Source organism: Streptomyces sp. P5F9 (genome assembly GCF_057961495.1).
Map to the genome: position 1 here is coordinate 19,363 of NZ_JBXVPZ010000016.1, position 13,563 is coordinate 32,925.

The 13,563-nt window shown below is 69.4% G+C and carries 12 protein-coding genes; 5 read left to right on the forward strand and 7 right to left on the reverse strand.

Annotated elements, in window-relative coordinates; translation table 11 throughout:
- The first annotated feature begins 9 nt into the window (after positions 1-9).
- Complete coding sequence (locus AC31A1_RS05205; protein ID WP_489652062.1) at positions 10-1,122, forward strand: RNA polymerase sigma factor SigF; 1,113 nt, start codon at positions 10-12, stop codon at positions 1,120-1,122.
- 16 nt (positions 1,123-1,138) lie between these two features.
- Here the strand turns inward: AC31A1_RS05205 and AC31A1_RS05210 are convergent, their stop codons facing one another.
- Positions 1,139-1,597, reverse strand: coding sequence for a hypothetical protein (locus AC31A1_RS05210; RefSeq protein WP_489652063.1), 459 nt, complete (start codon positions 1,595-1,597; stop codon positions 1,139-1,141).
- A 116-nt stretch (positions 1,598-1,713) separates the two neighbouring features.
- Between AC31A1_RS05210 and AC31A1_RS05215 the strand changes: the two genes are divergently transcribed.
- Positions 1,714-2,682 carry a diacylglycerol/lipid kinase family protein gene (locus tag AC31A1_RS05215; protein ID WP_489652064.1) on the forward strand — a complete coding sequence of 323 codons (969 nt, stop codon included), beginning with the start codon at positions 1,714-1,716 and terminating at the stop codon, positions 2,680-2,682.
- A 319-nt stretch (positions 2,683-3,001) separates the two neighbouring features.
- A complete protein-coding gene (locus tag AC31A1_RS05220; protein ID WP_006142322.1) occupies positions 3,002-3,259 on the forward strand; it encodes a WhiB family transcriptional regulator in 258 nt (85 codons plus the stop codon).
- 171 nt (positions 3,260-3,430) lie between these two features.
- Here AC31A1_RS05220 and AC31A1_RS05225 read toward each other — a convergent pair whose 3' ends face one another.
- Both AC31A1_RS05225 and AC31A1_RS05230 read right to left on the reverse strand, forming a co-directional pair.
- Positions 3,431-4,897 (reverse strand): sensor histidine kinase, encoded by a 1,467-nt coding sequence (locus AC31A1_RS05225; protein ID WP_489652089.1) that lies wholly within the window; start codon positions 4,895-4,897, stop codon positions 3,431-3,433.
- Positions 4,898-5,259: 362 nt separating this feature from the next.
- Positions 5,260-6,333, reverse strand: coding sequence for an SIS domain-containing protein (locus AC31A1_RS05230; protein WP_489652065.1), 1,074 nt, complete (start codon positions 6,331-6,333; stop codon positions 5,260-5,262).
- Between the two features lie 214 nt (positions 6,334-6,547).
- On the opposite strand from AC31A1_RS05230, the gene nagB reads away from it, so the two are divergent.
- The gene (gene nagB, locus AC31A1_RS05235) at positions 6,548-7,333 is read left to right on the forward strand and encodes a glucosamine-6-phosphate deaminase (RefSeq protein ID WP_393763219.1); all 786 of its coding nucleotides are present in this window, start codon (positions 6,548-6,550) and stop codon (positions 7,331-7,333) included.
- 107 nt (positions 7,334-7,440) lie between these two features.
- Here the strand turns inward: nagB and AC31A1_RS05240 are convergent, their stop codons facing one another.
- From AC31A1_RS05240 to AC31A1_RS05255, 4 genes are all read right to left on the reverse strand, one after another.
- Positions 7,441-8,988 (reverse strand): glycoside hydrolase family 3 protein, encoded by a 1,548-nt coding sequence (locus tag AC31A1_RS05240; RefSeq protein WP_489652066.1) that lies wholly within the window; start codon positions 8,986-8,988, stop codon positions 7,441-7,443.
- An 8-nt stretch (positions 8,989-8,996) separates the two neighbouring features.
- Entirely contained in the window at positions 8,997-9,860 is an 864-nt protein-coding gene (locus AC31A1_RS05245; RefSeq protein WP_393763223.1) for a carbohydrate ABC transporter permease, read from the reverse strand.
- Positions 9,857-10,840, reverse strand: a complete 984-nt coding sequence (locus tag AC31A1_RS05250; RefSeq protein ID WP_489652067.1) for a carbohydrate ABC transporter permease — start codon at positions 10,838-10,840, stop codon at positions 9,857-9,859. Before AC31A1_RS05250 ends, AC31A1_RS05245 begins: the two co-directional genes overlap by 4 nt.
- Positions 10,841-11,152: 312 nt before the next feature.
- Positions 11,153-12,439 (reverse strand): extracellular solute-binding protein, encoded by a 1,287-nt coding sequence (locus tag AC31A1_RS05255; RefSeq protein WP_489652068.1) that lies wholly within the window; start codon positions 12,437-12,439, stop codon positions 11,153-11,155.
- Between the two features lie 309 nt (positions 12,440-12,748).
- On the opposite strand from AC31A1_RS05255, the gene AC31A1_RS05260 reads away from it, so the two are divergent.
- A complete protein-coding gene (locus tag AC31A1_RS05260) occupies positions 12,749-13,513 on the forward strand; it encodes a GntR family transcriptional regulator (protein ID WP_489652069.1) in 765 nt (254 codons plus the stop codon).
- Positions 13,514-13,563: the final 50 nt, after the last annotated feature.

The window sequence follows — 13,563 nt, forward strand, 5'->3', positions numbered from 1 at the left end:
GACGGGCCGGTGCGGGACGAAGAGCGCGGCACACGGGAGCTGCCGGCCGAGGGCGGCTCAGGCGGATCCCGCCGCACGGCGGACGACGGCGCCCTCGTGCCACGCGGCGGAATCCCCGAACAGGCCCGGCCGCACCCGGAGGAAGAACCCTCGGAGGCCGGTGTGATGGACGACGGTCAACGTGAGCAGGACGGTGCCGTGCGTATTGGTGGGGTCTCCCCCGTTGCCGGGGGTTCCCCCGCTCCGACTGGGTCGAGCGCGGGGGAGGAGGCGAAAGCTCGGGAAGGGGCGACGGGCCAGGCGATGAACGAGCACGAGCGGGACGACGTGGCGGGCGCGCAGAGCGTGCAGGTCACACGGCACGACCCCCAGGACCGCAGCGGGGCGCGCGCACTCTTCATCGAGCTGCGCACGCTCAAGGACGGCAGCGTCGAGTACGCGGAGCTGCGCAACCGGCTGGTCCGCATGCACCTGCCGCTCGTCGAGCACCTCGCGCGCCGCTTCCGCAACCGCGGCGAGCCGCTGGACGACCTGACCCAGGTCGCCACCATCGGCCTGATCAAGTCGGTCGACCGCTTCGACCCGGAGCGCGGTGTCGAGTTCTCGACGTACGCGACCCCGACGGTCGTCGGCGAGATCAAGCGGCACTTCCGTGACAAGGGCTGGGCGGTGCGCGTCCCGCGCAGGCTCCAGGAGCTGCGGCTGTCGCTGACCACGGCGACGGCGGAGCTCTCGCAGCGGCACGGCCGCTCCCCCACGGTCCACGAGCTGGCCGAGAAGCTGGGCATCTCGGAGGAGGAGGTCCTGGAGGGCCTGGAGTCGGCCAACGCCTACTCCACGCTGTCCCTGGACGTCCCGGACACGGACGACGAGTCCCCGGCGGTCGCCGACACGCTCGGCGCGTACGACGAGGCCCTGGAGGGCGTCGAGTACCGCGAGTCGCTCAAGCCGCTGCTGGAGGATCTGCCGCCCCGGGAGAAGCGCATTCTGCTGCTCCGCTTCTTCGGCAACATGACGCAGTCGCAGATCGCGCAGGAGGTCGGCATCTCGCAGATGCACGTGTCCCGGCTGCTGGCCCGGACGCTGGCCCAGCTGCGGGAGAAGCTCCTCGTCGAGGAGTAGGACACCGAGTCGAAGGTCAGCCCTTCGGCTCTTCGGTACGGCGGCCGGGCCCTCGGATTCCGAGGGCCTGTGTCGTCGCCGGGTTCACCAGCAGCACCAGCGCGGCGATGGCGACCACCGCGAGCACGATGCCGGCCGGGATGGCCACGCTGTCGGCCCGGAGCAGGTTGTAGGCCACGGGCAGCGCCATGACCTGGGTGATGACGGCCGGCCCCCGGCTCCAGCTTCGCTGCCCGATCAGTCCGCGTGCGGCGAGCAGCGGCAGCAGCGCGAGCACCACCAGGGTCACGCCCCCGGTCACGGCCTGCTGGCGGTCGTCCGGTTCGCCGGTGAGACCCAGGACGAGCATCCACACTCCGGCGACCGCCAGCGCGAGCCCCTCGACGGCGACGAGGGCCGCCGCGTAGGTCAGACGGCGCGGACGGGGTCCGTCGGGGCCATCGGTCTCCGGGGCGGGGGTCTGCTGAGCACTCACCCCAGAAGGGTAGCCCTCGGGATGCGGCCCCAGGTGTTCAGGCTCACGCCGTCTCCTCTTACCCAACCCCTACCTCGGTATGGGACGAGTACCCCCCAGTAGGTACGCTGCAACTCATGCGTGCACTTCTCGTGGTCAATCCGGCGGCAACCACCACAAGCGCACGTACGCGCGACGTCCTGCTCCACGCGCTCGCGAGCGAGATGAAGCTGGAAGCGGTCACCACGGAGTACAGAGGCCACGCGCGCGACCTCGGCCGGCAGGCCGCGGAGAGCGGGAACGTCGACCTGGTCGTGGCCCTCGGCGGCGACGGCACGGTCAACGAGGTCGTCAACGGCCTGCTGCACACGGGCCCCGATCCGGAGCGCCTGCCCGGTTTCGCGGTGGTCCCCGGCGGCTCCACGAACGTCTTCGCCCGCGCCCTGGGCCTGCCCAACGACGCCGTGGAAGCGACTGGCGCCATCCTGGACGCCCTGCGCAGGGGCAGCGAGCGCACGGTCGGCCTGGGGCTGACCTCCGGGACGCCCGGCACGGAGGACGAGGCGGTGCCGTCGCGCTGGTTCACCTTCAACGCCGGGCTCGGGTTCGACGCCGGGGTGGTCGGGCGGGTCGAGCAGCAGCGGGAGCAGGGCAAGAAATCGACGCATGCGCTGTACGTGCGTCAGGTGGTCCGGCAGTTCCTCGGCGAGCAGCACCGCCGACACGGGACGATCACGCTGGAGCAGCCCGGCGCGGACCCGGTCAGCGATCTGGTGGTGGCCATAGTCTCGAACACCTCGCCCTGGACGTATCTCGGCAATCGCCCGATGTACACGTCACCTAAGGCGTCGTTCGATAAAGGCCTCGACGTACTCGGTCTCAGCCGCCTGTCCAGCGCCGCGGTTGCCCGGTATGGCACGCAGTTGCTCACTTCGTCCCCCGAACGCGGGCCCCATGGCAAGCACGCTGCGGCTCTGCACGACCTGAGTGAGTTCACCTTGCATTCGAAGGTCCCCCTGCCCCTCCAGATGGACGGCGACCACCTCGGACTGCGTACGAGCGTGACGTTCACAGGCGTACGCCGTGCACTGCGTGTGATTGTGTGAGCAGAAAGGGCTGAAGTCCTTTCACTCGAACGTTTAGACCAGGGTCCACCCCATGGAAGTACGGCTGTGACCTAGTCGACACCGAGGAATCAAAAAAAACTTTCCGGAAGGGGTTGTATCCGCCGCTGAGGTTTGCGAGTCTCTACGTGGCGATCGAGACGGCCCGCAACACCGGCCTCCACGGATCACCGGAACCCCTCTTCAATCCACAGGACCCCGCCAGTGAACCTGGCTTTCGGCCCTTCACTTGTTGAGGGATTCGTGAAAGCGTTCACATTCACAAGCAACCCGCACGTAATACCAAGGAGAGGTAGCAGCCATGGACTGGCGTCACAACGCCGTTTGCCGCGAGGAAGACCCCGAGCTCTTCTTCCCCATCGGCAACACCGGTCCTGCGCTGCTGCAGATCGAGGAAGCCAAGGCCGTCTGCCGTCGCTGTCCCGTTATGGACCAGTGTCTGCAGTGGGCGCTTGAGTCCGGCCAGGACTCCGGCGTCTGGGGTGGTCTCAGCGAGGACGAGCGCCGCGCCATGAAGCGCCGCGCCGCTCGCAACCGTGCCCGTCAGGCCTCCGCCTGACGCCCACCCTGCTAACAGCCTGAGCTTGGCGGCGCGTACAGCGAGTGCGCATCTCCCGCCCCCGAGCCGCAGCGCGCAGTACCCCCGATGCGCATAGCAACGAGCGAGCAGCCCCGGATCAGTTGATGATCCGGGGCTCTTTGCTGTCCCCGTACACCCTTTCCCCGTACGTCACTTGTGCGCCTGCACCGGCACGTCCAGGATCACCCGGGTCCCCCGCTCCGGCCCCGGCACCATGTCGAACGTGCCGCCCAACTCGCCCTCCACCAGCGTCCGTACGATCTGCAGGCCCAGGTTGCCGGAGCGGTGCGGGTCGAATCCTTCGGGGAGGCCCACGCCGTCGTCCTGCACGGTGACCAGGAGGCGGGCCTCCTTCGAGGTGCCGCCGCGGACCGCGGAGACCTCGACCGTGCCCGTCTCGCCCTCGCGGAAGCCGTGTTCGAGGGCGTTCTGAAGGATCTCGGTGAGGACCATGGAGAGCGGGGTCGCGACCTCGGCGTCCAGTATTCCGAAGCGTCCGCTGCGCCGGCCGGTGACCTTGCCCGGGGAGATCTCGGCGACCATCGCGAGCACCCGGTCGGCGATCTCGTCGAACTCCACGCGCTCGTCCAGGTTCTGGGACAGCGTCTCGTGCACGATCGCGATCGAGCCGACCCGGCGTACGGCCTCCTCCAGCGCCTCCCGGCCGCTCTCGGAGTCGATGCGGCGGGCCTGGAGGCGCAACAGGGCGGCGACCGTCTGGAGATTGTTCTTCACCCGGTGGTGGATCTCCCGGATGGTCGCGTCCTTGGTGATCAACTCCCGCTCGCGGCGCCGCAGTTCGGTGACGTCCCGGAGCAGCACCAGTGAACCGATGCGGGTGCCCTTGGGTTTGAGCGGGATCGCCCGGAACTGGATGACTCCGTCGCGTGCCTCGATCTCGAACTCGCGCGGCGCCCAGCCACTGGCGACCTTGGCGAGCGCCTCGTCCACCGGGCCCCGGGTCGGGGCGAGTTCGGCGGTGGTCACGCCCAGCGGCTGGCCGACGAGGTCGGTGGCGAGGCCCATGCGGTGGTACGCGGACAGCGCGTTGGGCGAGGCGTACTGCACGATGCCGTCGCCGTCGAGCCGGATCAGTCCGTCGCCGACGCGCGGCGAGGCGTCCATGTCGACCTGCTGGTTCGGGAACGGGAAGGAACCGGCCGCGATCATCTGCGCGAGGTCCGACGCGCTCTGCAGATAGGTGAGTTCGAGGCGGCTCGGGGTGCGCACGGTGAGGAGATTGGTGTTGCGGGCGATGACACCCAGGACGCGCCCGTCCCGTCGTACCGGAATCGACTCGACCCGGACGGGGACCTCTTCGCGCCACTCGGGGTCGCCCTCGCGGACGATCCGGCCCTCGTCCAGGGCCGCGTCCAGCATGGGGCGGCGGCCGCGCGGGACGAGGTGGCCGACCATGTCGTCCTGGTACGAGGTGGGGCCCGTGTTCGGCCGCATCTGGGCGACGGAGACATAGCGGGTGCCGTCACGCGTGGGGACCCACAGGACCAGGTCGGCGAAGGATAGGTCGGAGAGCAGCTGCCACTCCGAGACCAGCAGGTGCAGCCATTCGAGGTCGGAGTCGTCGAGTGCTGTGTGCTGGCGTACGAGTTCGTTCATGGAGGGCACGTCTGCGAGCGTACCCGCCGGTCTGTACCTGTCCTAAAAACACCCGCGGGCCGCGGCGCCTGAGAGGGACCCTCAGCCCTCTCGGCACCGCAGCCCGGAGCAGCAACGGCCACGGGGTGTGCGGTCCCGATCGGCCGATGGATGAGGAGCCGGGGCAGTCAGGGCAGAGAGCCTCGGTTCCTCGGTCCGTCCTCCTGTGCGGGGAGGACGGAGGCTTACGCCAGTAACACATTGTGGACTAGACCACATGCGGTGTCCATGCTTTGAAGGACGTTGAAGAGCCTAACCGTGTCGGGTCCTGTGCGGGACTGATTGGTCATGGGAATTTCCGTGGCCGCAACACGGACTCGGGCTCAGCGGGTCTCCGTCACCTTGGCCAGGGCGCGGGGCGCGTCCGGGTCCTGGCCGCGGGCGATGGTGACCTCGTAGGCGAGGAGCTGGAGCGGGAGGATCTCCAGGATCGGCTGGAGTTCCTCGGGGACGCCCTCGACGGGCAGGACGAAACCGGCCGAGGCCTGCTCGACCTGGCCGGCCGGGCCGATGACGACCAGGTCGGCGCCCCGGCCGCGCAGGCGGTCCAGCACGGGCTGGAGGGCGGTGCCGCCCTTGCCCGCCGTCACGACCGCGATGACCGGGGAGACGTTGTCGACCATGGCGAGGGGGCCGTGCAGGAGGTCGGCTCCGGAGTAGGCGAGCGCGGGGATGTAGCTGGTCTCCATCAGCTTGAGGGCGGCTTCCTTGGCGGTGGGGTAGCCGTAGCCGCGCGAGGTGATCACCATGCGCTCGGCGAAGCGGTAGCGGGCGGCGAGGGAGCGGACCTCGTCCTGGCGGGCGAGCAGCTGGTCGGCGAGGTCGGGCAGTGCCTTGGCCGCCGCGCCGTCGCCGCCACGCAGGCCCTCGACGAAGAGGTAGAGCGCGAGGAGCGAGGCCGTGTACGTCTTGGTCGCGGGGAGCGCCTTCTCCGGGCCCGCCATGATGTCGACGTGGTACTCGGATACGGCGGCCAGCGGTGAGTCCGGGTTGTTGGTCACCGCGACCGTGATCGCGCCGGCCTCGCGGGCGGCCCGGGTCGAGGCCACCAGGTCCGGGGAGCCGCCGGACTGGCTGACGGTGACGACGAGGACGTCGGTCAGGTCGGGGCGGGCGCCGTAGGCCGTGGTCGTCGACATCGAGGTGAGTCCGCAGGGCAGGCCGAGGCGGATCTCCAGGAGGTACTTGGCGTAGAGGGCCGCATTGTCGGAGGTGCCGCGGGCGGTGAGCAGCACGAAGCGGGGCTTGCGGGCGGCGACCTCCTGGGCGACCTGGCGGATGCGCGGGGCGCCCTCGTCCAGGATGCGGCGCAGGACCGCGGGCTGCTCGGCCATCTCGCGGGCCATGATCCGGCCGGGGAGTTCGTTCTGGGGGACGGCCGGGGTCGTGGCGGTCATGCGGGGTCCTCCGGAGGTCGGTCGGGGCAGTGGTGCGGTGTCCATTTCACCCTGTCCGCGGGAGGTGCGCCTCTGTGGGGCGGTTACCGGTTCTCGGACAGGCGGCGAACTCTGGGAGGCAGGAGCCTCCTCTGTTAGATTGGTGCGCGGATTGGTCTAAACCACACAGCTCCTCCGGGCTCCTCGAAGCCCCTCTGCAGAACGGCAGGCCAGCGTGGAAGTTGTCATCGTTCCGGACGCCAAGTCGGGCGGCGAACTCATCGCCGAGGCCATGGCACAGCTGCTCCGGCGCAAGCCGGACGCTCTTCTCGGCGTGGCCACCGGGTCGACGCCGCTGCCTATCTACGAAGCCCTCGCCGCCAAGGTCCGCGCGGGGGCCGTGGACACCTCGCGGGCCCGGATCGCCCAGCTCGACGAGTACGTGGGGCTGCCCGCCGAGCACCCGGAGTCGTACCGCTCGGTCCTGCGGCGCGAGGTGCTGGAGCCGCTCGGCATCGGGATGGACGCCTTCTTCGGGCCGGACGGGACCGCCGAGGACGTGCAGGCGGCGTGCGAGGCGTACGACCGGGCGCTGGGCGAGGCCGGCGGGGTCGATCTCCAGGTGCTGGGCATCGGGACCGACGGGCACATCGGGTTCAACGAGCCGTGCTCGTCGCTGGCCTCGCGGACCCGGATCAAGACGCTGACCGAGCAGACGCGGGTGGACAACGCGCGGTTCTTCGACGGCGACATCGAGCAGGTCCCGCACCACGTCATCACGCAGGGCATCGGCACGATCCTGGAGGCCCGGCACCTGGTGCTGCTCGCGACCGGCGAGGGGAAGGCGGACGCGGTCGCCGCGACCGTGGAGGGACCGGTCGCCGCGGTGTGCCCGGCGTCGGCGCTCCAGTTGCACCGGCATGCGACGGTCGTGGTCGACGAGGGTGCCGCGTCCAAGCTGAAGCTCGCGGACTACTTCCGGCACACGTTCGTCAACAAGCCGGACTGGCAAGGGATCTGACGCGGTCTCACATCAGTACGTGCCGGTGCCGGGCCCGCTCGTGGAGGGCCCGGCACCGGTGTATTCGGAGGTGTTCCCCTGGTCGGGGACGCTCCCCCCGGCTCACGTCACGCGCCCGCGATGACCTCCGCCGCCGCGTGGCCACAGACACGGGCCGCGCCGTGAGTCGCGATGTGCAGGGCACCTCGGGGCGGTGCCTGCGGGACGCCCATCTCGACCACGACGGTGTCCGGCCGGGCGGCCAGCAGGGTGTCGAGGGCGGACGTCATCCAGGGGTGCCGGTGTTCGTCCCGGACCACGGCCACGATGCGCCGGGTCCCGGCCGCCTTCAGCATCACACTCCCCGCGTCGTCCCCGGCGAAGCCGGCCGCCTCCGTGCCGGGCAGGAGCCGTTCGAGTTCGGCAGCCACGCCCCAGGGGGTCTCGTCGCCCACGGCGATGTTGGCGACCGGGGTGAGGAGAGCGATGTACGGCGCTTCGGTGAGCGGGGTGAAGTCCTCGGCGCCGGTGACCGTGAGGGCGCGGCGGGCGGCGACGAGACCGATGTCGACGCGCGTCACGCTTCCTGCCGAGGCGGAGCCCGTCTGCGCGTCGGCCTCCGGTTCCGAAGCAGCGGCGGCACCGGAAGCCGTCCACTGAGCCAACCCCCGCACCCGTTCCGCCGCTTCGGCCAGGCGTTCCTCCGGCAGCTCCCCCGACCGCACCGCCCCCACCAGCGCGTCGCGCAGCCGCCGTACCGTCTCGTCGTCCGCGAGGCCTCCGCCCACGCAGATCGCGTCGGCGCCGGCGGCGATCGCCAGGACGCTGCCGCGTTCGATGCCGTAGGTGGCGGCGATGGCCTGCATCTCCATGCCGTCGGTGACGATGAGGCCGTCGTAGGCGAGTTGGCCTCGGAGGAGGTCGGTCAGGATGCGGAGGGAGAGCGTGGCCGGGCGGTCCGGGTCCAGGGTGGGGACCAGGATGTGGGCGCTCATCACCGCGCGGCTGCCGGCGGCGATGGCCGCGCGGAACGGGAGCAGTTCACGCTGCTCCAGTACCGTCGACCCGGCGTCGATGCGCGGCAGCGCGTGGTGGGAGTCGACCGCCGTGTCGCCGTGGCCCGGGAAGTGCTTGGTGCAGGCGGCGACGCCCGCCGACTGGAGGCCGGTGACGTAGGCCGCCGTGTGCCGGGCCACCAGCTCCGGGTCGGCGCCGAAGGACCGGACGCCGATGACCGGGTTGGAGGGGTTGGAGTTGACGTCCGCGGAGGGGGCCCAGTTCAGGTTCACGCCGCAGGCCGCGAGCCTGCGGCCCAGTTCGTGCGCCACCGCCGTTGTGAGTTCCACGTCGTCCACCGCGCCCAGCGCGTGGTTGCCCGGGAAGGAGGAGCCGGTGCGGGCCTCCAGGCGGGTGACGTCTCCGCCCTCCTCGTCGATCGCGACCAGCACGTCGTCCCGTTCGGACCGCAACTGGGCGGTCAGCGAGGAGAGTTGATCGGGCGAGGCGATGTTGCGGCCGAACAGGCCCACCGAGGCGAGGCCTTCACCGAGGCGCCGCAGCAGCCAGTCGGGGGCCGTGGTGCCCGGGAAGCCCGGTTGCAGGACGGTGAGGGCGTCGCGCGTCAGGCCATCTTTTTCAGAATCAGACGCTGTGGTACCGCTGGCGAGTGTCGTCATCGGTGGCGTTATCCCTTCACAGCGCCAGCGGTCAGCCCCGCGGCCATCTTGCGCTGGACGATGAGGAACAGGACGACGATCGGCACGGCCATCATCGTGGCGCCGGCCATCATCGGGGCGTACTCGGTGCCGTGCTTGGTGGTGAAGTTGCCGAGCCAGACGGTCGCCGTCTGGTGCTCCTGGCTGAGCAGCATCAGGGCGTACAGGTACTCGTTCCAGGCCTGGATGAAGCCGTAGACCGAGGTGGCGACCATGCCGGGGGCGAGGAGCGGGAAAACCACACGGATGAAGGCGCCGGTGCGGGAGCAGCCGTCGACCATGGCCGCCTCCTCCAGCTCCTTCGGGATGTTGACGATGAAGCCGCGCAGGGTCCACACCGTGAACGGGAGGATGAAGGTCAGGTACGTGATGACCAGGCCCGAGAGCTTGTCGTACTGGTCGAGGTCGTTCAGGAGCAGGAAGACCGGGATGATCATCGAGACCAGCGGGACCATCTGGACCGCGAGGATGCCGACGATCACGATCTTGCGGCCGCGGAAGGCGAAGCGGGAGATCGCGAGCGCGGCCAGCAGGCCGACGACGACGCCGATCACGACCACCGACAGGGACACGATGAGGCTGCGGCCGACCGGGCCCCAGAAGTCGGCGATGTCCAGCGCCCGGCGGAAGTTGTCGAGCGTGATGCCGGTGGGCAGCAGGCTCGGGTCCGGGTCGATGGCGTCCTTGGCCGGTTTGAACGCCGTGTCGAGCATCCAGTAGAGGGGGAAGCCGACGACGACGAAGACGAGCAGGCCCACGAGGTTCCAGCCCAGCTTCGACTTCCGGCGGCCACCGCCCGATGTCTTGGGCGCATCGGTCGTGAGCGCGCTCATTCGACCTCTCCGATCTGAAGCATCTGACGCATGTAGACGGCGACGACCCCGAGCAGCAGCACCACGGTGACCAGGGCTATCGCGGAACCCTGTCCGTAGTCGTTGACGACGAAGGCACGGTCGTACGAATAGGTGCTGAGCAGTTGGAAGTCGGCCTCGGGGTGGCCGCCGCGCATCACGAACACCTGGGGGAAGACGCCCATGTCCCAGATCACCGACAGGGTCGTGAGCATCACGATGATCGGCTTGAGGATGGGCAGGGTGACGTACCGGAAGACACCCCACGCGCCGGCGCCGTCGAGACGGGCCGCCTCCTCCAACTCCTGGGGAACCTGGGTGAGTCCGGCGCTGAGCGTGATGACCACGAAGGGCACCGCGCCCCACACCACCAGCAGCATGATGACGAGGAGGCCCTGCGGTCCGCTGGCGAACCAGTTGTGGCCGATCATGTCGACGCCCGGCAACTTGCTGAGCAGCGCGTTGAAGACGCCGTAGTCCGAGTCGAAGAGCCACTTGAAGACGGTGGTCGCGACGATGACCGGCATGCCCCAACTGGCCACCAGGACAATGTTGATGAGGGTCTTCATCCAGCCGGAGACCTTCTGCTGGAGCAGGGCGAGGGCCATGCCGGCGACCATCGTGAAGATGACCGAGCCCGCCGCGAAGACGATCGTGCGGACGACGACGCCCCAGAACTCGCCGTCGCCGAGGATGCCGGAGAAGTTGTCGAAGCCGATCCACTCGGCGGGCTTGAAGCCCCACAGCTGGGACTGGCCGAAGGACTGGAAGGACAGCGTGACCAGGCGGACCAGCGGATAGCCCATGACCAGGGCGAGGATGAGCAGACAGGGCGCGAGCAGCAGCCAGGGGACCCCGGCCCCTCTCGACGTCCCCCGTCCGCGGGGTGCGCCGGAGACGCGCGGTGGGGGCGCCTGCCGCGGCGGCGGCACCTTGGCAGGGGTGGTCGTGTCGGCACTCATCGCGCGCTCCTCAGCGGTCCCTCAGGTCGTACGGCCGTGCTTCGCAGGAGTGGCGGGGCCCTGCCCCGAGAACACCCAGGTGTCCAACAGGGCCCCGCGCTGGGTCCTGCCGTCGAACTCCCGTCGTCCGCCCGAAGGGCGGGCCCGGCGGCGTCTGGTGCGTGCGATCGCAAGGCGCCGGAGCGTCCTCGTGGCGGAGCCACGTGGGCGGTTCGGCAACGCAGCTGGGGGTCCCCCCGCGCCTTTTGGGCAGTGGGGGAGTGCGTGCCAGGCGTCGCCGGGCAGGCGGGAGTTCGACGGCAGGGCCCTGGGTCACTTGGTGTTGATGACCTTGTCGATCGCGGCGTCCGCTTCCTTCGCGGCGTCCGCCACCGACTTCTTGCCGGTGCCGATGTTCTGCAGCATGGTCTGAAGGACCTGGGCCTTCTCGACCTGGCCCCAGCCCGGTGCCATCGGGACGAACCAGTTGGACTCGGCCGCGGTGGCCGGGACCGCCGTCGCGGGGTCGCTCTTCAGCGTCGCGAGGTCGGTCTTGTTGTTCGGCAGGTTGCCCTTGGCCATCAGGCCCTTCTGGCCGGACGGACCGGTGAAGGCGTTGATCCACTCGGCGGCGAGCGCCTGCGCCTTGGACTTCACCGGGACGGCGAGGTCCGAACCGCCCAGGAACACGGGCATGTTCTTGCCGGACGGGCCGGGCATCACGAAGTTGACGAGGTCGGTCTTCAGCTTGCCGCCGGTCTTGTCGTTCTTCGGGTCGGCGGCGGTCGCGCCCTCCCACGCGGCGGCGAAGATCATGGACGCCTTGCCCTGGCCGTAGACGATGTAACGGTCGGACTCGTCCTTGGTCTTGTCGCCGTGCATGTACTTGTCGATGACCGACTTCCACTCGGTGAGTCCCTTGACGGACTCGGGCGAGGAGAGGCTGGCCTTCCACTCACTGCCGGACTGGGTGGCGATGGCGCCGCCGGCGTCGTAGACGAAGGACATGGCCGCGTACCAGTCACGGGTGGGCTGGTACCAGGCGCTGAACTTGCTGCCTTCCTTCTTCTGGATCTTGTCCAGGTCGGCGGTCAGCTCGGTGTACGTCGTCGGCGGGGCCTTGACGCCGACCGAAGCGGCGATGTCCTTGCGCCAGTTGGCGACGCGGCCACCGGCGTAGTAGGGGACGCCGTAGGTCTTGCCGTCGTAGGTCACCGAGGCCTTGAGGCCGTCGAGCCAGGCGGAGGAGTTGGTGAACTTGGAAGCGTCGACGGGTGCGAAGGCGCCCTTGACCATGTAGCCCAGCATCTCGGTGTTGCCCATCTCGACCACGTCAGGGGCCTTGTCGGTGGCGAGAACCGCGTCGAGCTTGGTGTTCTTGTCCGGCCAGCCGTAGTACTCGTGCTTGATCTTGACGCCCGGGTGCGCCTTCTGCACGGCCGCGTCGGCCGCCTTCACCAGCTGGGGCCAGTTGTTCTGCGCGTCGACGGTGAGCCAGACGGTCAGCTCCTTGGCGTCGGCGCCGCTGTTCGAAGAGCTCTTGTCGTCGTTGCCCCCGCACGCCGCGATGGAGACCATCATGCCCGCGATACCGATCGCGGCTATCAGCTTGCGCTTCACGCCACCCTCCTCAGGGATGCCTGCCACACCTCCCGCCCAAGAGCCGGGACCTGAACCAATGGTGTAGACCAGTACCGGGAGCTTGGACCAGACCACAGGGCCTGTCAAGAGCCCCCGAAACACCCCTGACCAGCCGTTATGCGACCTACATATGCAGGAACCTTTAAGTAAGAAGGCAGCGAAAACAACGGTGCCGGAGTACTGTCTTCCGCTAGACCACTTGGCGCTGTGGACTAGACCAAAAGAGACGGCGACGGTATACAGAGGGGATCACCAAGTGACCCTTGTCCGGAGCCGGGAAGGCGGAGCATGAGCACCGACGTCAGCAGTGCGGAGAACGAGGGTGGGGCCACCGTCCGCACCGCGCGTGTGCCGAAGTACTACCGCCTGAAGAAGCACCTCCTCGACATGACGGAGACGCTGCCGCCCGGCACCCCTGTCCCGCCCGAGCGCACCCTGGCCGCGGAGTTCGACACCTCGCGCACCACCGTGCGCCAGGCACTTCAGGAACTCGTCGTCGAGGGCCGCCTGGAGCGCATCCAGGGCAAGGGCACGTTCGTCGCCAAGCCGAAGGTCTCCCAGGCCCTCCAACTCACCTCGTACACCGAGGACATGCGCGCCCAGGGCCTCGAACCGACCTCGCAGCTCCTGGACATCGGCTACATCACCGCCGACGACACCCTCGCCGACCTGCTCGACATCACCGCCGGCGGCCGGGTCCTGCGCATCGAGCGGCTGCGCATGGCCAACGCCGAGCCGATGGCCATCGAGACGACCCACCTCAGCGCGAAGCGCTTCCCCGCCCTGCGCAGGTCACTCGTCAAGTACACGTCCCTGTACACCGCGTTGGCCGAGGTCTACGACGTCCATCTCGCCGAGGCCGAGGAGACCATCGAGACCTCGCTGGCCACCCCGCGCGAGGCCGGCCTCCTCAGCACCGACGTGGGCCTCCCGATGCTGATGCTCTCCCGCCACTCCATCGACAAGGAGGGCAAGCCGGTGGAGTGGGTGCGGTCGGTGTACCGGGGGGACCGGTACAAGTTCGTGGCGAGGCTCAAGCGGCCTACGGAGTAAGGGCGCCCCCAACTGCCGCACGCCGGGCGCCCGTCAGGCGCGTAGCTGCT